This window comes from Allocatenococcus thiocycli, from assembly GCF_921292965.1.
Taxonomy (GTDB): domain Bacteria; phylum Pseudomonadota; class Gammaproteobacteria; order Enterobacterales; family Vibrionaceae; genus Vibrio; species Vibrio natriegens.
The window spans coordinates 186,762-212,968 of the sequence record NZ_CAKLCK010000041.1 but is presented as its reverse complement, the minus strand read 5'-3'; the positions used below and the strand labels follow the sequence as shown (position 1 = coordinate 212,968).

Below are 26,207 nucleotides of genomic sequence, written 5' to 3'. Positions count from 1 at the left end.
ATCAAGTTTTTCGTTGATTGCAGACGTCAGTGTTTGCAGAGCGGATGCATGCAGAGAGTCTGAATCGACAACCGCATCTAACAGGCCAAGTTTTAGTGCTTCATCAGCACGGAGCGCTTTACCTTGTGTAATGATTTCCATCGCGTTATCAGCACCGATAACACGAGGTAGACGTACACAACCACCAAAGCCTGGCATGATGCCAAGTTTCGTTTCTGGTAGACCGATGCTGGTGGTTTTATCACCGATGCGCATGTCTGTTGCCAATACACACTCGCAGCCACCACCAAGAGCGTGGCCCTTGATGACAGAGATGGTTGGGACTGGAAGGTCTTCAAGTTTGTTGAAGATGCTGTTGGCGAATTGTAGCCACTGATCCAGTTCTTCATCAGTCTTAGCAAACAGGCCTAAGAATTCAGTAATGTCTGCACCTACAATGAACGCATCTTTATCTGAAGTCAGCATTACGCCTTTCAGACCTTGGTGTGCGATAAGTGCATCAAGGGCTTTGTCTAGTGACTCTAGTGTCGCTAAATCGAGTTTATTTACGGATTTTGGCGAGCAGAAACTCAGCTCTGCAATGCCATCCTGTATTTCCTTTACCTGTAGGGTTTCGGCTTGGTAAATCATTGTCTATCTCCATGACATACAATCTGGGATTGTCTGTATACCTATTAAAATGGTGCCCTTCCTCGTATAAATAGCTTCGGATAAATAGGTATCGAGGAAGTGTTTTATTCTAATTCTGGCTTGACCATTGATGTTAGTTTTGATCGGTGGATGTTTAATTTCAATACATTTTTCAAACAAGTGTTTAACATTGTGCGCTGGGCCAGATCTTATGCGACTTGTAAATCACACTCGTGGTAGACTTCAGGCAAAGAGACAAGCGACCTAATTCTATGAATGACCAGCCTTATTTGATTCCTGCACAACCGACTCAATTTGAAGAAGAGATCAAAAAGAGTGTGTTTATTACTTATCTTGCCCATACGCCAAGTGTCGACGCTGCGAAAGCATTTGTGGAGCAAGTAAAAACAAAACACGCGGATGCGAGGCATAATTGCTGGGGGTTTGTCGCCGGAAGACCAGAAGACTCGATGAAGTGGGGCTTCAGTGACGATGGCGAACCGTCTGGAACGGCAGGCAAACCTATTCTCGCGCAGCTCTCTGGTTCAGGGGTTGGAGAAATTACGGCGGTTGTCACCCGCTACTCAGGCGGCATCAAATTAGGCACGGGTGGTTTAGTGAAGGCCTATGGTGGTGGTGTACAACAAGCACTCAGGCAGCTTCAAACTATTGAGAAAAAAATAACCACAAAGCTCAGACTAGCGTTAGACTATGGGTTTATGCCTATCGCACAGTCTATTATGCCTCAGTTTGGGGCGGTTGAAGTTGATGCTGAATACAGCGATCAGGTCGTGCTGGTGGTAGAAATTGAGCTTCGTGAAGTGAGCGGATTTACCCAAGCTATCATTAATAAAAGTGGGGCGAAGGCAATTGTTACCCCACTAGACGGAAAATAATGAAAAACAGTAAGCGACAGGGACAGCTTCGCTAGTCAATCAATCCATGCAATTTCGTTCAATTATTCGTATCGTCGGGCTATTGCTCGCGCTTTTTAGTGTCACAATGCTCGCGCCTGCGCTTGTCGCGCTGACTTACCGAGATGGTGCTGGTGTGCCTTTTGTCACGACCTTTTTTGTTCTGCTGTTTTGCGGGGCGGTGTGCTGGTTTCCGAACCGTAGGCATAAGCATGAGCTAAAAGCGCGTGATGGATTCCTTATCGTAGTCTTATTCTGGACCGTATTGGGCAGTGCGGGCTCCATTCCGTTTTTGATCGCTGATAATCCTAATATATCGGTAACGGACGCTTTTTTTGAGTCATTTTCCGCTTTGACGACCACCGGTGCGACGGTGATTGTTGGTCTGGATGAATTGCCCAAAGCGATCTTGTTCTATCGCCAGCTACTCCAGTGGTTTGGTGGAATGGGGATCATCGTATTAGCGGTGGCCATTTTGCCTGTGTTAGGTATCGGTGGAATGCAGTTGTATCGTGCTGAAATCCCGGGGCCGGTAAAAGACACCAAAATGACGCCGCGAATTGCTGAGACAGCCAAAGCGCTTTGGTATATCTACTTAAGCCTGACGATTGCATGTGCGACAGCATTTTGGTTGGCAGGGATGACACCGTTTGACGCCATCAGCCACAGTTTCTCTACCATCGCGATTGGCGGTTTCTCAACGCATGACGCAAGCATGGGGTATTTCGACAGTTACGCAATCAATCTCATTACCGTCGTATTTCTCCTCATCTCAGCGTGTAACTTTACTTTGCACTTTGCGGCATTTTCGTCCGGCGGGGTACATCCTAAATACTATTGGAAAGATCCCGAGTTTCGCGCATTCATCTTTATACAGGTGATACTTTTTGTTGTTTGCTTCTTATTACTACTGAAGCACCACTCATACACGTCCACATATGATGCTTTCGACCAAGCGCTTTTCCAAACAGTCTCTATCTCAACCACGGCTGGTTTTACGACAACAGGCTTTGCGGATTGGCCATTGTTCTTACCCGTCTTGCTGCTGTTCTCATCTTTTATTGGTGGATGTGCTGGCTCGACAGGTGGTGGTATGAAAGTAATTCGCATATTGCTACTTACCTTACAAGGTGCTCGTGAGCTGAAGCGTCTGGTTCACCCTCGCGCGGTCTACACCATTAAAGTTGGTGGTAGCGCGCTACCACAACGAGTTGTTGATGCCGTTTGGGGATTCTTCTCTGCGTATGCGTTGGTGTTTGTTGTGTGTATGTTGGGACTGATCGCAACAGGAATGGATGAACTGAGTGCATTCTCTGCCGTCGCCGCTACTTTGAATAACCTTGGTCCGGGCCTTGGAGAAGTGGCGCTTCATTTTGGTGATGTAAATGACAAAGCAAAATGGGTTCTGATCGTGTCCATGTTGTTTGGTCGTCTAGAAATCTTTACCTTACTCATTCTACTCACGCCAACGTTTTGGCGTAGCTAAGGGGATATCGTGGCAAAAGCATTGTTCTTATACTCTTCTCGTGAAGGGCAAACAAAAAAAATCTTCCACTATATAGATGAGAAGCTAACGGACTTCGATTGTGATTTAGTGGATCTACATAATGTAGACACTATTGATTTCGAACCCTATGACAAAGTGCTGGTTGGAGCTTCTATTCGTTATGGGCATTTGAATAAGAAGTTGTACCAATTTATTGAACGCCACCTTACCCAACTGGAAAAGCATAAAGTCGCTTTCTTCTGTGTGAACCTAACGGCACGTAAAGAAGACCAAGGTAAAGATACGCCAGAAGGCAGTGCGTATATTCGTAAGTTCTTGATGAAATCACCTTGGAAACCAGAGTTAATAGGCGTGTTTGCTGGCGCCCTTTATTATCCGCGCTACGGATGGTTCGACAAAATGATGATTAAGTTCATCATGTCGATGACGGGTGGAGAAACGGATACAACGAAAGAGGTGGAATACACCAACTGGGAAAAAGTGACTCTTTTCACGGATAAATTCAAAGAACTGTAGAAATAACGTGCTCTTTTAAGTGTTTTTGATGCTATTTCATTCGAATGATAGAAAATTCAAAAAAAACCTCAAAAAGGGCTTGCCAATGTGATCGCAATCTCTATAATGCCACCTCGCTGACACGGCAACGCTTCGAAAGAAACGAGCCAGAGTTAGCAAGCCAGATTAGCCAAGCGGAAACGCTTGAAAAAAGTTTGAAAAAAGTGATTGACACTAAACTTTAACTCGCTAAAATGGCCGTCCGATTTGAGCGAAGCTCAATAGGAAAGCTCTTTAACAATATAGACCTATCAATCTGTGTGGGCACTCGTTGATGATAATCCAATTAGATACCTCGGTATCAAATTAGGTTTCAATGATACGAAGTGACCATTGAATCTTCGGATTCAGCACAGTCAATTCAAACATTACGTTATGTAATGTTCAGTATTCATTGAGCCGAACAAAATCTTAAATTGAAGAGTTTGATCATGGCTCAGATTGAACGCTGGCGGCAGGCCTAACACATGCAAGTCGAGCGGAAACGAGTTAACTGAACCTTCGGGGGACGTTAACGGCGTCGAGCGGCGGACGGGTGAGTAATGCCTAGGAAATTGCCCTGATGTGGGGGATAACCATTGGAAACGATGGCTAATACCGCATGATGCCTACGGGCCAAAGAGGGGGACCTTCGGGCCTCTCGCGTCAGGATATGCCTAGGTGGGATTAGCTAGTTGGTGAGGTAAGGGCTCACCAAGGCGACGATCCCTAGCTGGTCTGAGAGGATGATCAGCCACACTGGAACTGAGACACGGTCCAGACTCCTACGGGAGGCAGCAGTGGGGAATATTGCACAATGGGCGCAAGCCTGATGCAGCCATGCCGCGTGTGTGAAGAAGGCCTTCGGGTTGTAAAGCACTTTCAGTCGTGAGGAAGGTAGTGTAGTTAATAGCTGCATTATTTGACGTTAGCGACAGAAGAAGCACCGGCTAACTCCGTGCCAGCAGCCGCGGTAATACGGAGGGTGCGAGCGTTAATCGGAATTACTGGGCGTAAAGCGCATGCAGGTGGTTTGTTAAGTCAGATGTGAAAGCCCGGGGCTCAACCTCGGAATAGCATTTGAAACTGGCAGACTAGAGTACTGTAGAGGGGGGTAGAATTTCAGGTGTAGCGGTGAAATGCGTAGAGATCTGAAGGAATACCGGTGGCGAAGGCGGCCCCCTGGACAGATACTGACACTCAGATGCGAAAGCGTGGGGAGCAAACAGGATTAGATACCCTGGTAGTCCACGCCGTAAACGATGTCTACTTGGAGGTTGTGGCCTTGAGCCGTGGCTTTCGGAGCTAACGCGTTAAGTAGACCGCCTGGGGAGTACGGTCGCAAGATTAAAACTCAAATGAATTGACGGGGGCCCGCACAAGCGGTGGAGCATGTGGTTTAATTCGATGCAACGCGAAGAACCTTACCTACTCTTGACATCCAGAGAATTTTTCAGAGATGAATTGGTGCCTTCGGGAACTCTGAGACAGGTGCTGCATGGCTGTCGTCAGCTCGTGTTGTGAAATGTTGGGTTAAGTCCCGCAACGAGCGCAACCCTTATCCTTGTTTGCCAGCGAGTAATGTCGGGAACTCCAGGGAGACTGCCGGTGATAAACCGGAGGAAGGTGGGGACGACGTCAAGTCATCATGGCCCTTACGAGTAGGGCTACACACGTGCTACAATGGCGCATACAGAGGGCGGCCAACTTGCGAAAGTGAGCGAATCCCAAAAAGTGCGTCGTAGTCCGGATTGGAGTCTGCAACTCGACTCCATGAAGTCGGAATCGCTAGTAATCGTGGATCAGAATGCCACGGTGAATACGTTCCCGGGCCTTGTACACACCGCCCGTCACACCATGGGAGTGGGCTGCAAAAGAAGTAGGTAGTTTAACCTTCGGGGGGACGCTTACCACTTTGTGGTTCATGACTGGGGTGAAGTCGTAACAAGGTAGCGCTAGGGGAACCTGGCGCTGGATCACCTCCTTATACGATGATTATTCACGATGAGTGTCCACACAGATTGATATGGTTTATGAAGTTTAAGAGATAGAACATCCCCCAAGATGTTCAACTTAGTGTCCCGTTCGTCTAGAGGCCTAGGACACCGCCCTTTCACGGCGGTAACAGGGGTTCGACTCCCCTACGGGATACCATTGGGTCGTTAGCTCAGTTGGTAGAGCAGTTGACTTTTAATCAATTGGTCGCAGGTTCGAATCCTGCACGACCCACCATTCTTCTCCACGAAGAATTAAAACTTATGTGGGCGATTAGCTCAGTTGGGAGAGCACCTGCCTTACAAGCAGGGGGTCACTGGTTCGAGCCCGGTATCGCCCACCATTCTCTAAGCATTTTTGGAATAAAACGTCCAAACCAGAGCAAGCAATTGATACTGGTTGGCATTTTTGACTCTGAAAGTCTTTAGAAAATGTACTTCCTTGTGAAGAAACATAGCTCTTTAACAATTTGGAAAGCTGACAAAATAATCTTTAAGATTATTTGTAAAGTTCTCAAAGTATTCATGTATTTGAATACAACTAAAAACACATTCAAGTGTTCTTGGAATTTGAGTCCGGCAAAATCGAAAGCTGTCTCGCTCATTCAAATAATGAGACAGCAACTTTGGTTGTTTAACATCAATTCGAAACTCCTTCGGGTTGTATGGTTAAGTGACTAAGCGTACACGGTGGATGCCTTGGCAGTCAGAGGCGATGAAGGACGTATTAACTTGCGATAAGCCCAGATTAGGCAGTAAAAGCCATTTGAGTCTGGGATTTCCGAATGGGGAAACCCACTTACATAAGTAAGTATCCTGTTGTGAATACATAGCAACAGGAGGCGAACCGGGGGAACTGAAACATCTAAGTACCCCGAGGAAAAGAAATCAACCGAGATTCCGAAAGTAGCGGCGAGCGAAATTGGACTAGCCCTTAAGCTTTACACGCGTTAGACGAACGGTCTGGAAAGTCCGACGATACAGGGTGATAGTCCCGTAGTTGACGATGTGTGTTCAGTGAAATCGAGTAGGGCGGGACACGTGATATCCTGTCTGAATATGGGGGGACCATCCTCCAAGGCTAAATACTACTGACTGACCGATAGTGAACCAGTACCGTGAGGGAAAGGCGAAAAGAACCCCTGTGAGGGGAGTGAAATAGAACCTGAAACCGTGTACGTACAAGCAGTAGGAGCAGGCTTTGTCCTGTGACTGCGTACCTTTTGTATAATGGGTCAGCGACTTATATTCAGTGGCAAGGTTAACCATCTAGGGGAGCCGTAGGGAAACCGAGTCTTAACTGGGCGTTCAGTCTCTGGATATAGACCCGAAACCAGGTGATCTAGCCATGGGCAGGTTGAAGGTTGAGTAACATCAACTGGAGGACCGAACCGACTAATGTTGAAAAATTAGCGGATGACTTGTGGCTAGGGGTGAAAGGCCAATCAAACCTGGAGATAGCTGGTTCTCCCCGAAAGCTATTTAGGTAGCGCCTCGGACGAATACTACTGGGGGTAGAGCACTGTTAAGGCTAGGGGGTCATCCCGACTTACCAACCCTTTGCAAACTCCGAATACCAGTAAGTACTATCCGGGAGACACACGGCGGGTGCTAACGTCCGTCGTGGAGAGGGAAACAACCCAGACCGCCAGCTAAGGTCCCAAATTACTACTAAGTGGGAAACGATGTGGGAAGGCTCAGACAGCCAGGATGTTGGCTTAGAAGCAGCCATCATTTAAAGAAAGCGTAATAGCTCACTGGTCGAGTCGGCCTGCGCGGAAGATGTAACGGGGCTAAGTAGTAAACCGAAGCTGCGGCAATATACTTTTGTATATTGGGTAGGGGAGCGTTCTGTAAGCGGTTGAAGGTGTGTGGTAACGCATGCTGGACGTATCAGAAGTGCGAATGCTGACATGAGTAACGATAAAGGGGGTGAAAAACCTCCTCGCCGGAAGACCAAGGGTTCCTGTCCAACGTTAATCGGGGCAGGGTAAGTCGACCCCTAAGGCGAGGCCGAAAGGCGTAGTCGATGGGAAACGGGTTAATATTCCCGTACTTCTTACAATTGCGATGGGGGGACGGAGAAGGCTAGGTGGGCCTGGCGACGGTTGTCCAGGTTCAAGTGCGTAGGCTTGAGAGTTAGGTAAATCCGGCTCTCTCTAAGGCTGAGACACGACGTCGAGCACCTACGGGTGTGAAGTCATTGATGCCATGCTTCCAGGAAAAGCCTCTAAGCTTCAGATTGTAAGGAATCGTACCCCAAACCGACACAGGTGGTCGGGTAGAGAATACCAAGGCGCTTGAGAGAACTCGGGTGAAGGAACTAGGCAAAATGGTACCGTAACTTCGGGAGAAGGTACGCTCTCGACGGTGAAGTCCCTTGCGGATGGAGCTATTGAGAGTCGCAGATACCAGGTGGCTGCAACTGTTTATTAAAAACACAGCACTGTGCAAAATCGTAAGATGACGTATACGGTGTGACGCCTGCCCGGTGCCGGAAGGTTAATTGATGGGGTTAGACTTCGGTCGAAGCTCTTGATCGAAGCCCCGGTAAACGGCGGCCGTAACTATAACGGTCCTAAGGTAGCGAAATTCCTTGTCGGGTAAGTTCCGACCTGCACGAATGGCGTAATGATGGCCACGCTGTCTCCACCCGAGACTCAGTGAAATTGAAATCGCTGTGAAGATGCAGTGTACCCGCGGCTAGACGGAAAGACCCCGTGAACCTTTACTACAGCTTGGCACTGAACATTGACCCTACATGTGTAGGATAGGTGGGAGGCTTTGAAACGAGTACGCCAGTATTCGTGGAGCCGTCCTTGAAATACCACCCTTGTAGTGTTGATGTTCTAACGTCGACCCCTTATCGGGGTTGCGGACAGTGCCTGGTGGGTAGTTTGACTGGGGCGGTCTCCTCCCAAAGCGTAACGGAGGAGCACGAAGGTGGGCTAATCACGGTTGGACATCGTGAGGTTAGTGCAATGGCATAAGCCCGCTTGACTGCGAGAATGACAATTCGAGCAGGTGCGAAAGCAGGTCATAGTGATCCGGTGGTTCTGAATGGAAGGGCCATCGCTCAACGGATAAAAGGTACTCCGGGGATAACAGGCTGATACCGCCCAAGAGTTCATATCGACGGCGGTGTTTGGCACCTCGATGTCGGCTCATCACATCCTGGGGCTGAAGTCGGTCCCAAGGGTATGGCTGTTCGCCATTTAAAGTGGTACGCGAGCTGGGTTTAGAACGTCGTGAGACAGTTCGGTCCCTATCTGCCGTGGGCGTTGGAGAATTGAAAGGGGCTGCTCCTAGTACGAGAGGACCGGAGTGGACGAACCTCTGGTGTTCGGGTTGTGTCGCCAGACGCATTGCCCGGTAGCTAAGTTCGGGATCGATAACCGCTGAAAGCATCTAAGCGGGAAGCGAGCCTTGAGATGAGTTCTCCCTGATACTTTAAGTATCCTAAAGGGTTGTCGTAGACTACGACGTTGATAGGCAGGGTGTGTAAGCGTTGTGAGGCGTTGAGCTAACCTGTACTAATTGCCCGTGAGGCTTAACCATACAACACCCAAGGGGTTTTGATGGACTCAATGAAAGAACGTTGAATGTGTAATAACGAGAATTAAAAACAGCTTTCCAGATTAAAGAATTTGCTTGGCGACCATAGCGTTTTGGACCCACCTGATTCCATTCCGAACTCAGAAGTGAAACGAAATAGCGCCGATGGTAGTGTGGGGTTTCCCCATGTGAGAGTAGGACATCGCCAGGCTTTAAATTTGCAAAAAAGCCCGCTAGAAATAGCGGGCTTTTTTGTTATTTACGCTTTCCAAAATATGCTTCATAAGATTAATAAAACTTAATCTACGCACAACCACCCCTTAATTATCAATCACGTATCCTCTCTCTAGAATCAAAAAGTAAGAGGATACAACGTGAACATTTTAGGATATTTACAGAAAATCGGTAAAGCACTCATGGTACCGATCGCTGTGCTACCAGCCGGCGGTTTAATGCTTGGCCTTGGTTATGCCTTGGACCCATCTGGCTGGGGAGCGAATAGCCCATTAGCTACGATACTGGTGTATGGTGGTAAAGGTATTATGGATAACCAAGCTTGGTTATTCGCCGTTGGTGTGGCTTATGGATTGGCGAAAGATAATAACGGTGCCGCTGCTTTATCTGGATTACTCGGTCTATTAATTGTTGAAATGATTGTTGGGAACACGGCAGTGATTTCGCAGATTACCGGAGTTCCTGTTGCTGATATGAGCTCTTCAGAGGTTATCGCATCTGGAGCCGCTGTAAGTGCATTTACAGGGATCATGATGGGGATAGTGGCTGCCACTCTTTACAACCGTTTCCACACTATCAAATTGCCGGCGGCATTAGGCTTCTTTGGCGGTAAACGCTTTGTACCTATTGTGACTTCACTGGCTTCGATTCTCATCAGTATTGTTATGGTTTACGTGTGGCCTGCAGTTTATGGCTCGCTGGTTAACTTTGGTATATCCATTTCTGAAATGGGAGCTGCTGGGGCAGGTATCTATGGTTTCTTCAACCGTTTGCTGATTCCTATCGGTTTACACCATGCTTTGAACCAAGTATTCATCTTTGATCTTGTTGGTATTAACGATATCTCTAAATTCTGGTCTGGTACGGGTGAGTTGGGTGTTACGGGTATGTACCAAGGTGGCTTCTTCCCATTTATGGGTTATGGTCTACCAGCCGCATGTCTAGCGATGTACCACTGTGCGAAGCCAGAAAATAAGAAAAGAGTTGGTGGTATTCTTGGTGCATCAGCGTTGACGGCAATTTTGACTGGTGTTACTGAACCGATTGAATTTGCGTTTATGTTTGTGGCTCCTGCTCTTTATGTTGTGCACGCTTTATTGGCAGCTCTTTCTCTCTATATTGCAGCAAGCATGCAATGGTTCGCGGGTTTCACATTTAGCGGCGGGTTAATTGACTTCATCTTGTCTTATAACTTACCTCTAGCGATTAAGCCTTATATGCTTATCGTACAGGGTATTTGCTTTGCATTTATTTACTATGCGGTATTCAGATTTGCGATTATTAAGTTCGATTTGAAAACGCCAGGTCGTGAAGAAGTGGAGGCCGTAGTAAAGAATGAGACTTCTACTAATACGAGAGCAGCTCAGTATCTGAAAGCGCTGGGTGGCCATAGTAATCTTGCTTCTATCGACTCATGCATTACACGTTTGCGTTTAACTCTGAATGATACGTCTGCTGTTGACGAACGCACGCTCAAAGCCATTGGCGCAATGGGAGTCGTGAAAATTGGCGCGAATAACCTACAAGTTATTGTTGGTACTGAAGCGGAACAAATCGCTCATGCGATGCAGCAAATTCCAGAGACGCAAGATCTCTCGGATGTCGTCGTTCCTAGTTTATCTGTATAAAATTATGTCTAATTAAGTTAAAGGCTGAGTATCTACTCAGCTTTTTTTGTATTTATTTAACTCTCAAAATAGAGTCGAGCACGTAACCCTGGATTGTTGTCACGCAAAAACAAGTGCGCATTGTGCAAATTGGCCACGGCATCGACCAAAGACAACCCTAAACCATTACCTGATTCCGTGCGGCTCTGATCCGCACGATACATTGGGCGGCAAACATACATTTTGTCGTAATCAGAAATTCCGATGCCAGAGTCGGCGATAGCAACACCAAAGCAGTCCGCAATCACTTCGATCTGTCCTCCGTTAGGTGTGTACTTAACCGCATTTTCTAATAGGTTAAACACCGCTCGAAAAAGCAGAGAACGATCGCCTGTGATAACACAGGGGGTATCTTGTCTAAACGTTATTCTCTGATTTTTTTCGTCGGCGATGGGAGATATAAAATCAAGGGCATCTCGGGTGACTTTACCTAAATCGACACTATTACTGTCGATATTCACCTGGCCACTATTGAGCTTTGCAATTTCAAGCATGCTATTGAATAGTGACAAAATTAGCTCTAATTCATCATAACAAGCTGAAAAACTGCTTACTTGGGATGGTGATAAATCGCTTTGAGCTAGAATGTCTTCTAAGCGAAGTTTCAACCTAGCCATTGGTGTTCTCATGTCATGAGCAAGCCCAGTGGTCAGCGATTTGAGGCTAGACTCGTTTTTGGCCATTTGCTCAATCATGAAATTGAGATGAATGGCTAAAATATCAAACTCATCATCCTGGCGAGAAACGGCAATCTTTACATTGGGCTCGCCACATAGGACGCGATTCATGGCGTGATTTACTTTTTCTAATTTTTTGAGAATGAGCACCGTAAAAAATAGTGCAGAAATGATCATGACTGCAGTAGGAAAAATGATGCCAGAGAAAACCATTGGGGTAAGTGACTTCCTGTACTCTTCTAAGGCTCTTTTATCTACCCCTATCTCTAATTGGAGGTTATTTCCTACCAGAATATTATGTTTGCTTGCTTGCAGGTCGATAGGGTAGTAATGCTGAAGATGGTCTGATTCGTTAGCTTCGATCAGTCTGTAGTAGAAAGGTGTCTCCGTTGCTCGTTTGGTTCTTAACAGTTGCTCGACATCCTCTTGGCTCTGGTTGGCTGCAAAGTTGAATTCCAGAATTTCTTCATTGAGCTGCCGTGTTAGTTGCTTTTGATGAAAGTTGTTAGAATCCCGATACAGTTGATGTATGACGACGATGTTGGTGATAGTGACAATTAAAAAAAGGCTCGCCAATGTTTTAAATACCGAAGAACGGGTTAAAGCATAGTCATCGACGAAGGACATAGCCGACTCCTCTTACTGTGTGCAGGAGCTCTGTACATCCAGCCTCTTCCAATTTACGGCGCAAGTTAGCGACATGGACATCGATGACGTTAGTTTTTGGATCAAAATGATAACTCCAAATATTTTCGAACAGGCGCATGCGTGATACCACTTGCTCACTATGCTCAATAAAGTATTGAATAAGCTGAAACTCTTTGGGTTGGAGAACGATCTCCTGCTGATTACAGGTGACTTTGTGAGCTTTTAGGTCCACCTGCAAACAATGATAATTAAGAATGTGTTGATTTGATGTTGGCCGCTGAGTGCGATTGATGATGATATCGACTCGGGCAATTAACTCTGCAAGGGCAAATGGTTTTATTAGGTAGTCATCACTGCCAGCCTGCAAACCGTCCACTCGATCGTTTACGCTATCCATCGCGCTTAAAATCAGAACTGGAAGCTGTTCTTCCGCGGCTTTGATGGCGGCGAGTACTTTCATTCCGTCAAGATATGGCAGCATCCTATCCAGGATGATGAGCTGGTATTCTGAGCTAAGAGCCATCATTAACCCTTTCTTGCCGTCTTCGGCTTGGTCAACGATATAACCGTGCTCGGTCAGGCCTTTACTGACGAATTCTCTGGTCGTTGCGTCATCTTCAATGATGAGTATTTTCACGGGGATTCCTCTGTTTTGGCTGGTACTTTACTGATGAAGCAGAGAGAGGGAAATATGAAAAAGAAGGCTCGCGTGACTAATGCGAGCCAACACGATTTAGGGGGATAAATCGTTAATATTTTGTCGGTTTGTATCTATAAATTGTCATGGGGAGTCTACTCAACCTTCTGTTGAGCAGACCTTTTGGAAAGATTAAAGATCGTTAATGTATTTACTGAGCAATAAAACTTCCCTCGGCTAACTCCCACAACGCTTTGACTAATGAGTTTTCCAATTGCGATCGTTTGCAACACACACCGAGTTGGAATGGTTTGATTGGGGCAAACGAGAGACGCTGAATGCTATCTCGTACAGGGCTGTTATTAATCACCACATCTGGCGCGATTCCGACGCCACAACCTAACGCCACCATACTGACAATGGCTTCATGACCAGAAATTTGCGCGTAGATGTTGGGCTTAATTTTCATTTTTTTAAACCAGGCATTGGCTCTGTCTCTGGCGGTACCAGATTCAGGCACAATGAAAGGAATCTTATTCCAGTCGGGATGTTCTTTGTGTAGCTCTTCAACCCAAGAACTGATGCCTATGGGAGCTATCACGGAGAGTGGAATTTCAGTGATGGTGGTGAACTCCACTTTAGATGAAAGGTGCTCTGGCATGGCTGAAATGGCAATATCGGCCTCATCATTCATTATCTTATCGATGGCCTGAGCCGGGTCGCCTGTCAAAAGCTTGAATTCAATGTAAGGGTGCTTTAAGCGAAACGAGTTGAGCAGTTGAGGTAAGTGGCTGTAGCTGGCGGTCACGGAGCAGAACAATCGAACTTCACCTTTAAGAACATCGTCTTGCACATTTATTTGAGATTGGAATTGTGTCCAGTCGTGAACCATCTTCATCGCTACTGGCTGAAACTTTTCACCAGCGGGCGTCAACTCCACACTCCGGTTGTCCCTGACAAAAAGCGGGTGGCCTATCTCTTCTTCTAATTTTTGAATCTGACGACTCAAAGCAGATGGACTTACGTGCATAGTGGCTGCTGTCTTACTAAAACTCTTGCTGTCACAGATATCAAGGAACAGTCGGATGGTTTTTATATTCATGAAATTACCGTGTTGCATTTTTTGCAATTACTAATTGTGAATATATCACTTTAAGCAACTAAATGTCTGTTCTAGTATGAACTCATTCGGTAAGACCAATACCGACCTCTACGGAAGAATCTTAAAGGAGCACCCTAATGGCTAACTATTTCAATACTCTAAACTTGCGTGAGCAATTGGACCAACTAGGTCGTTGTCGTTTTATGGACCGCAGTGAGTTTGCTTCAGAAGCAGACTACCTAAAAGGTAAGAAGGTTGTCATCGTAGGTTGTGGTGCTCAAGGCCTGAACCAAGGTCTAAACATGCGTGATTCTGGTCTGGATGTGTCATACGCACTTCGTCAGGCTGCAATCGACGAGCAACGTCAGTCATTTAAAAATGCAAAAGACAACGGTTTTGAAGTAGGCAGCTACGAGACTCTAATCCCTCAAGCGGATCTAGTGGTTAACCTAACTCCAGACAAGCAGCACTCTAACGTTGTTGAGACAGTAATGCCTCTAATGAAAGAAGGCGCGGCACTAGGTTACTCACACGGCTTCAACGTTGTTGAAGAAGGCATGCAAATCCGTAAAGACCTAACGGTTGTAATGGTTGCACCTAAGTGTCCTGGTACTGAGGTTCGTGAAGAATACAAACGTGGTTTCGGTGTTCCAACTCTAATTGCGGTTCACCCAGAGAATGACCCTAAAGGCGATGGTCTGGAAATCGCGAAAGCATGGGCAGCAGCAACTGGCGGTCACCGCGCAGGTTGTCTAGAATCATCTTTCGTTGCAGAAGTAAAATCTGACCTAATGGGTGAGCAAACTATCCTATGTGGCATGCTTCAAGCTGGTTCTATCGTATGTTACGAGAAGATGGTTGCGGAAGGTATCGACCCAGGTTACGCAGGTAAACTACTTCAGTACGGTTGGGAAACAGTAACAGAAGCACTGAAATTCGGTGGCATCACGCACATGATGGACCGTCTGTCTAACCCAGCTAAGATCAAAGCGTTTGAGCTTTCTGAAGAGCTAAAAGATCTAATGCGTCCACTTTACAACAAGCACATGGATGACATCATTTCTGGTCACTTCTCTAGCACTATGATGGCTGACTGGGCGAACGACGATGTGAACCTACTAGGCTGGCGTGAAGAAACAGGTCAAACAGCATTTGAAAACTACCCAGAAACTGACGTTGAAATCTCTGAGCAAGAGTACTTCGACAACGGTATTCTAATGATTGCGATGGTTCGCGCAGGGGTTGAGCTAGCGTTCGAAGCAATGACTGCATCAGGCATCATCGATGAGTCAGCGTACTACGAGTCACTACACGAACTACCGCTAATCGCAAACACAATTGCACGTAAGCGCCTATACGAGATGAACGTAGTAATCTCTGACACTGCAGAATACGGTAACTACCTATTCGCAAACGTAGCAACGCCGCTACTACGTGAGAAGTTCATGCCTTCAGTAGGTACTGATGTTATCGGTAAAGGCCTAGGTGAGACTTCAAACCAAGTTGATAACGCAACACTTATCGCGGTTAACGAGAAGCTTCGCAACCACCCAGTTGAGTACATTGGTGAAGAGCTACGCGGGTACATGACTGATATGAAGCGTATCGCTGTAGGCGGCTAAATTACTGGCCTTAAGGTTCCATTTCGGTGTCGAAGGTGCTCATTTACTATCGTAAACTCCGCGCCTTCTCCTAGAAATGAAATCTTAATACTGCGTAATTTACATACTCTAAAGTAACGCAGTAAAAGAACTCCAGCAGACTGGGGTCAATAAATACAAAACACAACATCTAATCAAAAGGCTTGGTCGCCGTTGACCAAGCCTTTTTTATTTATGGCTCGTTTGGTTGGAGCACAAAAAAGGCTGACACCTGAGTGTCAGCCTTTAAACATTATTGAAAGACGATGTTTATTTGTCTGCCAGTTTCGCTTCAAGCTCTGCCAGTTTTGCTTCCATCTCAGTGAGCTTCTGACGAGTACGAAGCAGAACCTGAGTCTGAACATCAAACTCTTCACGGCTAACAACATCAAGCTTGTTCAGCTGACCTTGAATCACTTGGCGAACTTTCTGATCAACATCTGCACCTAGCTCTTTCACTGGTGCTGGCATAGAGTCATGAATCTGCTTGGCGATTTGCTCTAGTTTCTTTGGATCAAACATAGTGGTTAAAACTCCTTTTGATTTGTGCTCATTTTAAGTAATTGATACGGGAAAGTCGCTAGTTGGAATGCAAAAAATCGAGATAGGTACGGCAAACGCAAGGCAATAAAAAAGGCCATCGAAGTGACCTTTTTAGCTTGGCAGGGAATTAGTGGTTGTCCGCTAATCCTCGTTGTGCTGCTTTTGCTTCATCAACACGGGCCAACTTTTCCAGATCTTTGTCTTCAACAAACACTGGAAGTGGTTTGTGTTTTTCAGCTAAGTAGCTGTAAATAACAGGCAGTACGAATAGGGTAAACAGAGTACCAATCGCCAGACCAGCAACGATTACGATACCGATACTAAAGCGCTGAGCCGCACCTGCACCAGTCGCGTACATCAGTGGGATAAGACCTGCGATCATCGCTGCAGTTGTCATCAGGATAGGACGTAGACGAACTTTCGCCGCTTCCATTACTGCTTCTGTTTTACCCAGTTTGTTGTGCAGCTGTTCTTCTTTCGCTACTTCACAAATCAAGATACCGTGCTTGGTGATAAGACCAACCAGAGTAATCAAACCAACCTGAGAGTAAATGTTCATCGATGCAGCGCCCCAGGCAAGCGCAATCAACGCGCCACAAATTGCCAATGGCACAGACACCATGATAACCAGTGGATCTTTCACAGATTCAAACTGAATCGCCAGAACCAAGAAGATGATTGCTAGTGCTAAACCAAATGTCGCATATAACGCACTACCTTCAGTCACAAACTGACGAGCTTCACCCATGTAGTCATGGTTGTAGCCGCTTGGCAGTTTCGTTTCAGCGATGTTCTCAAACCAGTTAATCGCATCGCCCATTGCCGTGCCCGGAGCTGGTACCGCACCTACCGTTGCTGAGTTCAGCTGGTTGAAGTGAGGCAGTGAGCGTGGCTCTGCAATCACATCAATCGTCACTAGGTTACTCAGTGGAACCGCGTTGCCGTCAGCTGCACGTACGTAGTAGTTGTTCATCGACTCTGGATTTAGACGCCACTTACGCTCTACCTGAGGGATAACTTCGTAAGAGCGGCCATTAAGGTCGATACGGTTTACGTAGCCATCTGCCATCATGGTGCTTAAAGTCACACCGATGTCTTGCATAGTTACGCCGTATGCGCCCGCTTTGTCTTTGTCGATGTTAATTTTCATCGTCGCTGAGTCGTAGTTCAGATCAAGATCCGAATAAACGAACATTGGGCTTGATTTCACTTCCGTTAATACGTCTGTCGCGATAGAGAATAAACTCTCAAATGCGTTTGGTGTGGTCAGAACAAATTGAATTGGAAGACCACTACCTGCACCTGGCAACTCTGGCATTTGGAACGCCGTTACCGCCATTCCCGGTACGTCTGCAACCAATCCGCCTACACGGCCCGTTACGTCTGCCTGGCTTGCTTCACGCTCACTCCAAGGCACCATAGAGGCAATACCGAACGCTTGGTGAGAGTTTGGAACACCTGAGAAAACCTGTGCAAACTGAACTTCTGGCTGTTCAGACAGAATGTTGTTTACCTGGTTCATGGTGTTCTGGATAAAGTCTAAGTTCGAATTAGATGGAGCAGTACCCATCAATACAACCACGCCTTTATCTTCAGACGGAGCCAGTTCACTTGGGATGAACTTGAACAGCATCGGTAAGCTGGCAAATACAATCAACGCAAAACCAATCACAACTGGACGGTGTTGCATGACCGCACCCAACATTTTGGCGTAACGGCTGGTCATGCGCTCTAACACGCTATGCACTTTCTGTTCAAACTTGCTTGGTGCCTGATGAGCTTTAAGCATCTTTGAACACATCATTGGTGATAGCGTCAGTGCCACGATACCTGATACAAATACCGCACCCGCTAGGGTTAACGCGAACTCTTTAAATAATGAGCCCGTGATACCACCCATCAACGCGATCGGCGCGTATACCGCACCCAACGTTAGTGTCATCGCGATAACCGGAACTGCAATTTCGCGCGTACCGATAATGGCCGCTCGGAATGGTGATTCACCAAGCTTGATATGTCGGTCAACGTTTTCCAGTACAACGATCGCATCATCTACCACCAGACCAATGGCGAGAACCATTGCCAGTAGGGTCATCAGGTTCCACGAGAAACCCATGGATTGCATTACCATCGCCACACCGATCAAAGAGAGTGGGATAGTTACAATAGGGATCACTACGGCACGGAATGAACCAAGGAATATAGTGATAACAATCAGTACGATCACTGCAGCTTCAGCGATGGTTTTGATTACTTCGTTAATAGATTCGTTAATTGCGATAGTCGAATCATAAAGAACATTCATCTTGATCGTACTAGGCAAGTTGCGCTCTAGCTGAGGTAATAGATCAAGTACGTCTGCTGCGATATTGATTGGGTTGGCACTTGGTGCAGCATTAATTGCAGCAACAACCGCCTCCTGACCATTTGCACTCGCTCGATATGAGTCGTGGCTCTTTTCTAGAGTCACTTTAGCAATATCGCTTAATCGAGTGACATTGCCGTCATCATTGCTAACAACAAGGTTCTTCAACTCATCAACATTGGATACCTGTGTATCTGCACTGCCGTTATAAAGTACGAACTCACCGATAGCCTGACCCGTAGCAGACTGATAGTTGTTGGCACTTAACACACCCATCACGTCAGTCGCGGTTAAGTTAAACGCTGCCATTTTTGCAGGGTCTAGCCAAACACGTAGCGCGTATTTCATACCGCCGTATAGGTCGACTTTCGACACACCGTTAACGGTAAACAACTGTGGGTTGATTACACGCTCAAGGTAGTCGGTTATCTGACTTGAAGACAACTCATCACTGGTAAAACCGATATACAGTACCGCTGTTGTCGAGCCAGTCGACATAGTAACGGTAGGGTCTTCGGCTTCTTTCGGTAGCTGCGAGCGAACCGAGTTGGTTTTTGCCAGAATATCCGAGAGTGCCGCATTCGGGTCAGTGTTCAACTTCATTTTCACGGTGATGGTGGATTTACCCAGCACCGATTGAGAAGTCATATAATCGATATTATCAGCCTGTGCGACCGCTTGTTCCAATGGCTGAGTAATAAAGCCCTGGATTAGGTCGGCACTGGCACCGTAGTAACTGGTCGAAACCGTTACTTCCGTATTCGTCATTTCAGGGTATTCACGAACCTGCATTTTGAAGATTGCTTGCAGACCAAGCAATGCGATCAAAAAGCTGATTGATACCGCTAAAACTGGACGTTTAATAAAAACATCAGTAAAGCGCATGAAGCCTCCGATTACAGCATTGGTGTTTCAGTTGGTGGAGTCGTTGCATCGCTTTCTACGACACGGACTTTAGCGTGGTTACTCAGACGAATCTGACCTGAGGTCACTACCACATCACCTGGTTTAACGCCTTCAAGAATGTGTACGATGTCTTTTGTACGCTCACCCACTTTAACCACTTGCTGTGTTACACGCTTTTCGCCATCTTCTTCAGATACGATGTAAATGCTGTCACCGTAAAGTGTGTAAGTAATCGCGGTTTGTGGAAGAGTCACCTGGTTTTCAAGTTTAGGCAGGATGATATTCGCTCGAGCGAACATACCACTACGTAGTTTGCCGTCGTTATTTGGAATATCTGCTTGTACCTGGATTAGACCACTCTGTACATTAACCGCTGGCTCAATGGCTGTAATTGAACCTTTGAAGGCGATTTCTGGGTACGCATCGACAAAAATATCGACAGCTTGGCTGATGTGGATACGAGAAATATCGGTCTGCGGCACGGTGAAACGTAGACGCATAACGCTGGTATCTTCAAGACGCACGATATCGGTACCCGCTTGCAGGTACTGACCTAGGTAAACATTACGGATACCAACCACGCCTGAAAACGGTGCTTTGATTTCACGACGGTCGATCGCCGCTTTCAAGCTCTCGATGTCAGCGCTAAGAGAAAAGTAATTCGCTTCTGCTTCATCATAAGACTCTTTAGAAATCGACCCTTTTTTGTACAGGCCTTGGTAACGCTTGTATTTTGCTTCAGCAGCTGGCAGCTTCGCTTGTGCACTTTTCAGGTTGGCTTTCTCAACAGCTGAATCAAGAAGTACCAAATCCTGGCCTTCTTTCACTTGAGTGCCAGATTCAAAAGCGATTTGGTCAATGACGCCACTTGTCTCGTTCGCTACCGTTACCCCTTGGTTAGGCTCGATAAAGCCAATTGCCTCAATCACCGGTACCCAATCAACTGATTGTACGTCAGTTACGGTTACGGGAAATTCAGGTTCCGGGCGATTCGCCATGTATTCGGCAATCTTCTGTTGCTTGAATAAGTTGAAACCTATCACACTGCCAAACAGCAAGATTGCGATAAGTAACATAAAAAAAGTCCACTTTTTCATTCTGGTCAGAACTCCAATTAGTGTTGAATGATTGCGTCCCAACTGGCTTCAATGGCAGCTTCTATGGCTGCTTCGTCCAGTTGATAAAACCCCAGAGCATGGTGTCGGGCGAGTGCAACGGTCGCCTCGAAACTCAGTCCCGAAAGGATCATATTGTCGAGTGGCTTAAACACTCCTTGCTCTTTACCTTGGTCAAATAGTCGGTCTACCTGATCAAACATTTTACGCTCAAGTTCCAGCGTTACTCTATTGCTTGCATAGGGCAGGGATTGATATTGAACTCTATTGTTCAATGTGTCCACATTTGAGCCAGCTAAACACCAAATGTTAAGCCACATTTTTGTATAACGTTCTTTTAAAGGCATATCGTCGCTCACGCCCGCTTGCACTTCTATTGCAATGCGCTTTGCGACGTTTAATCTAACTTCGTCTAAAAGGTGGTTCTTATCGGAAAAGTAACGATAGATAGTGCCAGCCGCCACACCCGCTTCTTTGGCTAGCTTTTGCATCGAAAATCCCTGAAAACCCAGCTCAGCAATCAGTTTTTCCGCCGCACAAAGAATCTGAGCTTTTTTATCTAAAGTTGTATTACTCGACATAGTTCCACTTCTAGTGAATGAACGTTCATTCATTATAGATCTAAAGCTATACGAGTGTGCAATAAAAAATAATTAAATTTTTACTTTGCTATAAATGGAGTTAGCCAACACTGACAAACTGAGGGCTGATAAACGTGGTAATCGTTCATACTCACTATTATCATAGGCGCCACGTTTATTGCCCGCTGAGAAATTCTATGAAGCTGAACCCTAGTCAAGATGAAGCCGTAAAGTACGTATCTGGTCCGTGTTTGGTGCTGGCAGGTGCTGGCTCGGGTAAAACTCGTGTTATCACCAATAAAATTGCTTATTTGGTTCAGCAATGTGGCTACAAAGCGCGAAATATTGCAGCGGTAACCTTTACCAATAAAGCCGCACGAGAAATGAAAGAGCGGGTGGGTCAGACATTAGGTAAAGCGGAATCTAAAGGTTTGATGGTATCGACCTTCCACACCTTGGGGTTGAACATTATTAAGCGCGAGTACAAGCAGCTTGGTTTAAAAGCAGGCTTCTCATTGTTTGATGACCAAGACCAACTCGCGTTATTAAAAGAGCTAACGGAAAAGCAGCTCGACGGCGATAAAGATCTGCTGCGTCAGCTGATGAGTTCAATCTCTAACTGGAAGAACGACATGTTAACGCCAGAGCAGGTGAAAGCTCAGGCGAAGGGTGAGCAACAACAGTTGTTTGCCTTCTGCTTCGACATGTACCAGAAGCAGATGAAAGCGTACAACGCGCTCGATTTTGATGATTTGATTCTGATGCCAGTACTGTTGTTACGTACTAATGAAGACGTACGTCAGCGTTGGCAGAGCCGCATCCGCTACCTATTGGTGGACGAATACCAAGATACCAATACCAGCCAATACGAGCTGGTAAAACATATTGTCGGTGAGCGTGGCCGCCTAACCGTAGTAGGGGATGACGACCAGTCTATCTATTCATGGCGTGGTGCAAAGCCACAGAACTTGGTGCTACTGGGTGAAGACTACCCGAACTTGCGCCTGATTAAACTAGAGCAAAACTATCGCTCTACTAGTCGTATTCTTCGTGCTGCCAATATTCTCATTGCCAACAACCCGCACGTGTATGAGAAGACGCTATTCTCTGAGATCCCTGACGGTGAAAAACTCAAAGTACTGCTGGCAAAAAATGAAGAGCATGAAGCGGAGCGTGTTACGGGTGAGCTGATCGCACACAAGTTCCTCAATCGCACCGAATACCGAGACTACTCGATTTTGTATCGTGGTAACCATCAATCACGCTTAATAGAAAAGTCGCTGATGCAAAACCGCGTACCATACAAAATTTCGGGTGGTACCTCTTTCTTTGCTCGTTCAGAGATCAAAGACATCATGGCGTATCTTCGAGTTCTGGTGAACCCGGATGATGACAATGCTTTTCTGCGCATCGTAAACACGCCTCGACGTGAAATTGGACCGGTTACACTAGAAAAACTGGGCAGTTACGCCAATATGCGTGGCAAGAGCTTATTTGAAGCCAGCTTTGAAATGGGGCTCGAACAGCATTTAACAGGGCGTGGTCTGGAGAATTTACGCCGCTTCACTCAGTGGTTAGTCGCTATTGCTGATCAGGCGGAAAGAGGCGATACCGTGACTGCGGTCCGTTCACTGGTTCGTGACATCAATTACGAAGACTGGCTATACGAAACCTCCGCTAGCCCGAAAGCGGCTGAGATGCGCATGAAGAACGTGTCAGATCTCTATTCCTGGATTGTGGCTGATTTAGAAGGCGATAATTACGACCAGGAAGAGAAGACATTAAAAGAGGTGGTTCAGCGTTTAACCTTGCGTGACATGATGGAGCGCGGGGAAGAGGACGAAGACAGCGATGCGGTACAATTGATGACATTGCATGCGTCAAAAGGTCTGGAATTCCCGTACGTTTATCTGATTGGCTCAGAAGAAGGCATTTTGCCACATCAAACCAGTATCGATGAAGACAACGTAGAAGAAGAACGTCGCCTGATGTACGTGGGGATTACTCGTGCCCAAAGAGAGCTGACTTTTACGATGTGTAAAGAGCGCCGTCAGTATGGTGAGTTAATCAAGCCGACACAAAGTCGCTTTCTTGATGAATTGCCTTTCGATGATGTGGAATGGGAAGTCAACAAAAAGCCCGTTTCGCAAGAGGAGAGAATGGCAAAAGGCCAGGCTCACATTGCCAACTTACGCTCAATGTTTAAGAAGTAGCATCATCCAAATCATCAAACAGCAAATAGAAAGGCTTGCCAAGTGGCAAGCCTTTCTCTTTTAAAGCTTTGATTCAAAACGAATTACAGACCTGCAATCATATGGTCGATAGCGGCCGTGATCTCATCGTCAGAACAGTCCATACATGTACCTTTAGCTGGCATCGCGTTGAAGCCTTCAAGAGCATGCTTGATCAGTACATCTTTACCTTGAGCGATACGAGGCGCCCATTCGTCAGCATTGCCAATCTTTGGAGCACCATTTACACCAGATGCGTGACAAGCAATACAAAAAGTACCGTAAACTGTTGCGCCATCACGAGGACCGGTTGGTTCTGCTTTTACAGGCTCAGAGCCTGCTAGATAAACATCGCCGACAGGTTTGATGCGTTCTGCGATCGCATCGTATTCACTTTGGCTGATGTCAGAAGCTAAAGCTGCCGTAGAAAACGTTAAGGCAGCGAACAAAACGCTAATCATTTGTCGAGACATATCCATTAAACCCACTTCACATTCCCGAGGTAAGTGACTTACCTATTTATATAGTTAGAGTATTGATACCGATTAAAGAAGCCCGATAAAACCACTTCAATGGCATAGAATGATTAGACAACTTGGTTGCAGCTGTTAAATCAATGTAAATAATGAGTGATTATATCCCGATAGCTTGTTGCATTAAACAACAAGTTATCGATGACAGGGCGTGAATCACATCAAAAATTCTCTTTAAAGGCATATAACTGTCGAAAAAGAGACCAAACGATAAAAAAAGTAAAAAAAGTACTAGACGGCATAGTGTGATATCCGTATTATTCCACTCCGCCGATAGGGCATGCGCCCGTAGCTCAGTTGGATAGAGCGTTGGCCTCCGGAGCCAAAGGTCGAAGGTTCGAATCCTTTCGGGCGTACCATTACCCCGGAGGATAAGTCGGTAAAACTCAGTGGTGGCTATAGCTCAGTTGGTAGAGCCCCGGATTGTGATTCCGGTTGTCGCGAGTTCAAGTCTCGTTAGCCACCCCATTCTTTCTTTTTTAGGAAGAACAAGGTAGCATTGCTTCCTGTCTTGATTTAGAGTCGAGATAAAACATAAGTCGGTGAATAGCGCAGCTTGGTAGCGCATCTGGTTTGGGACCAGAGGGTCGGGGGTTCGAATCCCTCTTCACCGACCACTATTAAAGTTTATGGCTTAAAGTAAGCGGTAAACATGACAATTTGATGGTGGCTATAGCTCAGTCGGTAGAGCCCCGGATTGTGATTCCGGTTGTCGCGAGTTCAAGTCTCGTTAGCCACCCCATTCTTTCTTTAAAGAATACATGCTCGGTGAATAGCGCAGCTTGGTAGCGCATCTGGTTTGGGACCAGAGGGTCGGGGGTTCGAATCCCTCTTCACCGACCACTATTAGAAAGCCTCGATAGAAATATCGGGGCTTTTTTACGTCTGAAGATCGTGAATAAAGCAGCTTGGTAGCACATCTCATTCTTTGAAATATAGCGGACCAGAGGGGCGGGCGGGGGTTCGCCTGATGTTCAAATTCTAGCTCTTCACCGACCACTATTAGAAAGCCCCAACTAGCCGTCCGCGACAGAAATGTCGAGGCTTTTTTGCATTCTGAGTTTAGTCATTGATTGCAAAGGATCGGGGGCTGGATCGCCAGTTCGATCGAATCCCTCTTCACCGACCATCATTCAAAAAGTCTTAACTGTCAGGTCAAAAAGCTTTTGACCACCAGTAACCCAAAAGCTTTCTCAGCCGATAAAACAAACCCCAGCGCAGTGGCTGGGGTTTTGTATTTTTACCATTCAATCCATTCTACTGAGCGAGCGTTTTGAGGATTTCTTTTAGCTCTACGGTGTCTTTTACTTCGTAGTCAGGCTCAATATCCGTCTGATTATCGGTACCTTTTGGATTCACCCAAACGCTGAGAATATCCATATCGTTAGCGCCCGCAATATCTGCTGCTAAAGAGTCACCGATATGAAGCGCTTCTTCTGGTTTAACGTCTGCTAGCTTAAGAGCCTTATGGAAGATGCTTGCCGCAGGTTTTTCTTCAGGTTCTTCACCACCAACAATAATATGATCGACCCATTCACTCATCTCTGTCGCCGCCAGTTTTGGATGTTGAGAGAAGATCGGACCGTTAGTAATGACAACGAGAGTGTAGTGTTGACGCAGTTCAACCAGCATTTCCTTTACTCCTGGTAGAAAGGAGAATGCATTCATGCGTGCAGAGTCAAAAAAACTTTGTGCCTGTTGAGCTTGCTCTGCGCTTATTTCGATCCCTTGTTCTGCAAGGATGGTTTTTATCAGGCCACAACGGAATGCATTTTCATCCGGCAGTAAGGCTACAAGCTGAGGGAACTCTGCATTGAGCTTTTTATACACGCCTTGTAAGTAGCGCTGTAAGAATGCATTAGGGTCAGTGAGCTGTGGATAGGTTTCTTTCATCCAAGTTGCAAACTCTTGTCCTGCTACTTTATCGGCTTGAGATGTGCCACATAAAGTCTCGTCCATATCAAAAAAAATCGCTTTAAGCACAGGGGCTCCTATCATTTACAACTTTGCTACTGGGGCTTCTATTTAATCTATTATCTCATGCTCGATAGTATCGTAAAGCCTTAAAACCAAAGTATGGCAGAGCCCGCCGCTATCAATCGATTCAAACAGAATGGACGATTTCAGAGCCATTCATTGTACGTTTGGCCACCAAATTCGAATAACTGACCTAAAATAGAATATTAATCTTTTT

General features: G+C 46.2%; 16 protein-coding genes, 8 tRNA genes and 3 rRNA genes. 17 read left to right on the top strand and 10 right to left on the bottom strand.

Annotated elements, in window-relative coordinates:
• On the bottom strand, window positions 1–630 hold a 630-nt coding region (locus L9Q40_RS17320), incomplete at its 3' end, for an enoyl-CoA hydratase-related protein (RefSeq protein ID WP_498794057.1).
• 272 nt (window positions 631–902) lie between these two features.
• Between L9Q40_RS17320 and L9Q40_RS17315 the strand changes: the two genes are divergently transcribed.
• The 10 genes from L9Q40_RS17315 (at window position 903) to nagE (ending at window position 10,996) form a co-directional block, all read left to right on the top strand.
• The gene (locus L9Q40_RS17315) at window positions 903–1,526 is read left to right on the top strand and encodes a YigZ family protein (protein ID WP_014230440.1); all 624 of its coding nucleotides are present in this window, start codon (window positions 903–905) and stop codon (window positions 1,524–1,526) included.
• Between the two features lie 46 nt (window positions 1,527–1,572).
• The gene (locus tag L9Q40_RS17310; protein ID WP_014230441.1) at window positions 1,573–3,030 is read left to right on the top strand and encodes a TrkH family potassium uptake protein; all 1,458 of its coding nucleotides are present in this window, start codon (window positions 1,573–1,575) and stop codon (window positions 3,028–3,030) included.
• 9 nt (window positions 3,031–3,039) lie between these two features.
• The gene (hemG, locus tag L9Q40_RS17305) at window positions 3,040–3,567 is read left to right on the top strand and encodes a menaquinone-dependent protoporphyrinogen IX dehydrogenase (protein WP_014230442.1); all 528 of its coding nucleotides are present in this window, start codon (window positions 3,040–3,042) and stop codon (window positions 3,565–3,567) included.
• Between the two features lie 452 nt (window positions 3,568–4,019).
• Window positions 4,020–5,572: ribosomal RNA gene (locus L9Q40_RS17300) — 16S ribosomal RNA — on the top strand.
• A 91-nt stretch (window positions 5,573–5,663) separates the two neighbouring features.
• Window positions 5,664–5,739: transfer RNA gene (locus L9Q40_RS17295), tRNA-Glu, on the top strand.
• Window positions 5,740–5,741: 2 nt separating this feature from the next.
• Window positions 5,742–5,817, top strand: a tRNA-Lys gene (locus L9Q40_RS17290).
• A gap of 30 nt (window positions 5,818–5,847) precedes the next feature.
• Window positions 5,848–5,923, top strand: a tRNA-Val gene (locus L9Q40_RS17285).
• A gap of 323 nt (window positions 5,924–6,246) precedes the next feature.
• Window positions 6,247–9,137: ribosomal RNA gene (locus L9Q40_RS17280) — 23S ribosomal RNA — on the top strand.
• A gap of 92 nt (window positions 9,138–9,229) precedes the next feature.
• Window positions 9,230–9,345 (top strand): 5S ribosomal RNA (gene rrf / locus L9Q40_RS17275).
• The 16S, 23S and 5S rRNA genes sit together here with 3 tRNA genes alongside, the layout of an rRNA operon.
• A gap of 163 nt (window positions 9,346–9,508) precedes the next feature.
• The gene (gene nagE / locus L9Q40_RS17270; protein WP_065301794.1) at window positions 9,509–10,996 is read left to right on the top strand and encodes an N-acetylglucosamine-specific PTS transporter subunit IIBC; all 1,488 of its coding nucleotides are present in this window, start codon (window positions 9,509–9,511) and stop codon (window positions 10,994–10,996) included.
• Window positions 10,997–11,052: 56 nt separating this feature from the next.
• On the opposite strand, the gene L9Q40_RS17265 is transcribed toward nagE, so the two are convergent.
• The 3 genes from L9Q40_RS17265 to ilvY form a co-directional block, all read right to left on the bottom strand.
• Window positions 11,053–12,339, bottom strand: a complete 1,287-nt coding sequence (locus L9Q40_RS17265; RefSeq protein ID WP_243975496.1) for a sensor histidine kinase — start codon at window positions 12,337–12,339, stop codon at window positions 11,053–11,055.
• Window positions 12,323–12,997 carry a response regulator transcription factor gene (locus L9Q40_RS17260; RefSeq protein WP_065301796.1) on the bottom strand — a complete coding sequence of 225 codons (675 nt, stop codon included), beginning with the start codon at window positions 12,995–12,997 and terminating at the stop codon, window positions 12,323–12,325. Before L9Q40_RS17260 ends, L9Q40_RS17265 begins: the two co-directional genes overlap by 17 nt.
• Before the next feature lie 211 nt (window positions 12,998–13,208).
• A complete protein-coding gene (ilvY, locus tag L9Q40_RS17255; RefSeq protein WP_498794056.1) occupies window positions 13,209–14,099 on the bottom strand; it encodes an HTH-type transcriptional activator IlvY in 891 nt (296 codons plus the stop codon).
• 137 nt (window positions 14,100–14,236) lie between these two features.
• Here ilvY and ilvC point away from each other — a divergent pair, with 137 nt between their 5' ends.
• The gene (gene ilvC / locus L9Q40_RS17250; protein ID WP_014230444.1) at window positions 14,237–15,721 is read left to right on the top strand and encodes a ketol-acid reductoisomerase; all 1,485 of its coding nucleotides are present in this window, start codon (window positions 14,237–14,239) and stop codon (window positions 15,719–15,721) included.
• 288 nt (window positions 15,722–16,009) lie between these two features.
• Here the strand turns inward: ilvC and ubiK are convergent, their stop codons facing one another.
• The 4 genes from ubiK to L9Q40_RS17230 all read right to left on the bottom strand — a co-directional run bounded on the left by ubiK (window position 16,010) and on the right by L9Q40_RS17230 (window position 21,249).
• A complete protein-coding gene (gene ubiK / locus L9Q40_RS17245) occupies window positions 16,010–16,261 on the bottom strand; it encodes a ubiquinone biosynthesis accessory factor UbiK (protein WP_014230445.1) in 252 nt (83 codons plus the stop codon).
• Between the two features lie 148 nt (window positions 16,262–16,409).
• On the bottom strand, window positions 16,410–19,532 hold the full coding sequence (locus L9Q40_RS17240) for a multidrug efflux RND transporter permease subunit (protein ID WP_065298935.1): 3,123 nt from the start codon (window positions 19,530–19,532) through the stop codon (window positions 16,410–16,412).
• An 11-nt stretch (window positions 19,533–19,543) separates the two neighbouring features.
• Window positions 19,544–20,650, bottom strand: a complete 1,107-nt coding sequence (locus tag L9Q40_RS17235; RefSeq protein ID WP_014230447.1) for an efflux RND transporter periplasmic adaptor subunit — start codon at window positions 20,648–20,650, stop codon at window positions 19,544–19,546.
• A gap of 17 nt (window positions 20,651–20,667) precedes the next feature.
• Window positions 20,668–21,249 carry a TetR/AcrR family transcriptional regulator gene (locus L9Q40_RS17230; RefSeq protein WP_014230448.1) on the bottom strand — a complete coding sequence of 194 codons (582 nt, stop codon included), beginning with the start codon at window positions 21,247–21,249 and terminating at the stop codon, window positions 20,668–20,670.
• A 197-nt stretch (window positions 21,250–21,446) separates the two neighbouring features.
• Here L9Q40_RS17230 and rep point away from each other — a divergent pair, with 197 nt between their 5' ends.
• Complete coding sequence (gene rep / locus L9Q40_RS17225; RefSeq protein ID WP_065298937.1) at window positions 21,447–23,462, top strand: DNA helicase Rep; 2,016 nt, start codon at window positions 21,447–21,449, stop codon at window positions 23,460–23,462.
• Between the two features lie 83 nt (window positions 23,463–23,545).
• Here rep and L9Q40_RS17220 read toward each other — a convergent pair whose 3' ends face one another.
• The gene (locus L9Q40_RS17220; RefSeq protein ID WP_014230450.1) at window positions 23,546–23,959 is read right to left on the bottom strand and encodes a c-type cytochrome; all 414 of its coding nucleotides are present in this window, start codon (window positions 23,957–23,959) and stop codon (window positions 23,546–23,548) included.
• A 336-nt stretch (window positions 23,960–24,295) separates the two neighbouring features.
• Here L9Q40_RS17220 and L9Q40_RS17215 point away from each other — a divergent pair.
• The 5 genes from L9Q40_RS17215 (at window position 24,296) to L9Q40_RS17195 (ending at window position 24,856) form a co-directional block, all read left to right on the top strand.
• A tRNA-Arg gene (locus L9Q40_RS17215) sits at window positions 24,296–24,372 on the top strand.
• Window positions 24,373–24,405: 33 nt separating this feature from the next.
• Window positions 24,406–24,481, top strand: a tRNA-His gene (locus L9Q40_RS17210).
• A 72-nt stretch (window positions 24,482–24,553) separates the two neighbouring features.
• Window positions 24,554–24,630 (top strand) — tRNA-Pro (locus tag L9Q40_RS17205).
• A gap of 49 nt (window positions 24,631–24,679) precedes the next feature.
• Window positions 24,680–24,755, top strand: a tRNA-His gene (locus L9Q40_RS17200).
• A 24-nt stretch (window positions 24,756–24,779) separates the two neighbouring features.
• A tRNA-Pro gene (locus L9Q40_RS17195) sits at window positions 24,780–24,856 on the top strand.
• 414 nt (window positions 24,857–25,270) lie between these two features.
• Here L9Q40_RS17195 and L9Q40_RS17190 read toward each other — a convergent pair.
• Window positions 25,271–25,996 carry an HAD family hydrolase gene (locus L9Q40_RS17190; RefSeq protein ID WP_498794054.1) on the bottom strand — a complete coding sequence of 242 codons (726 nt, stop codon included), beginning with the start codon at window positions 25,994–25,996 and terminating at the stop codon, window positions 25,271–25,273.
• Window positions 25,997–26,207: the final 211 nt, after the last annotated feature.

What these genes read in the sequence shown, in the direction of transcription:
- L9Q40_RS17315 (WP_014230440.1), top strand. Translation starts at nt 903, where the DNA reads ATGAATGACCAGCCTTATTTGATTCCTGCACAACCGACTCAATTTGAA.
- L9Q40_RS17310 (WP_014230441.1), top strand. Translation starts at nt 1,573, where the DNA reads ATGCAATTTCGTTCAATTATTCGTATCGTCGGGCTATTGCTCGCGCTT.
- L9Q40_RS17265 (WP_243975496.1), bottom strand. Translation starts at nt 12,339, where the DNA reads ATGTCCTTCGTCGATGACTATGCTTTAACCCGTTCTTCGGTATTTAAA.
- ilvY (WP_498794056.1), bottom strand. Translation starts at nt 14,099, where the DNA reads ATGAATATAAAAACCATCCGACTGTTCCTTGATATCTGTGACAGCAAG.
- ilvC (WP_014230444.1), top strand. Translation starts at nt 14,237, where the DNA reads ATGGCTAACTATTTCAATACTCTAAACTTGCGTGAGCAATTGGACCAA.
- ubiK (WP_014230445.1), bottom strand. Translation starts at nt 16,261, where the DNA reads ATGTTTGATCCAAAGAAACTAGAGCAAATCGCCAAGCAGATTCATGAC.
- L9Q40_RS17240 (WP_065298935.1), bottom strand. Translation starts at nt 19,532, where the DNA reads ATGCGCTTTACTGATGTTTTTATTAAACGTCCAGTTTTAGCGGTATCA.
- L9Q40_RS17235 (WP_014230447.1), bottom strand. Translation starts at nt 20,650, where the DNA reads ATGAAAAAGTGGACTTTTTTTATGTTACTTATCGCAATCTTGCTGTTT.
- L9Q40_RS17230 (WP_014230448.1), bottom strand. Translation starts at nt 21,249, where the DNA reads ATGTCGAGTAATACAACTTTAGATAAAAAAGCTCAGATTCTTTGTGCG.
- rep (WP_065298937.1), top strand. Translation starts at nt 21,447, where the DNA reads ATGAAGCTGAACCCTAGTCAAGATGAAGCCGTAAAGTACGTATCTGGT.
- L9Q40_RS17220 (WP_014230450.1), bottom strand. Translation starts at nt 23,959, where the DNA reads ATGGATATGTCTCGACAAATGATTAGCGTTTTGTTCGCTGCCTTAACG.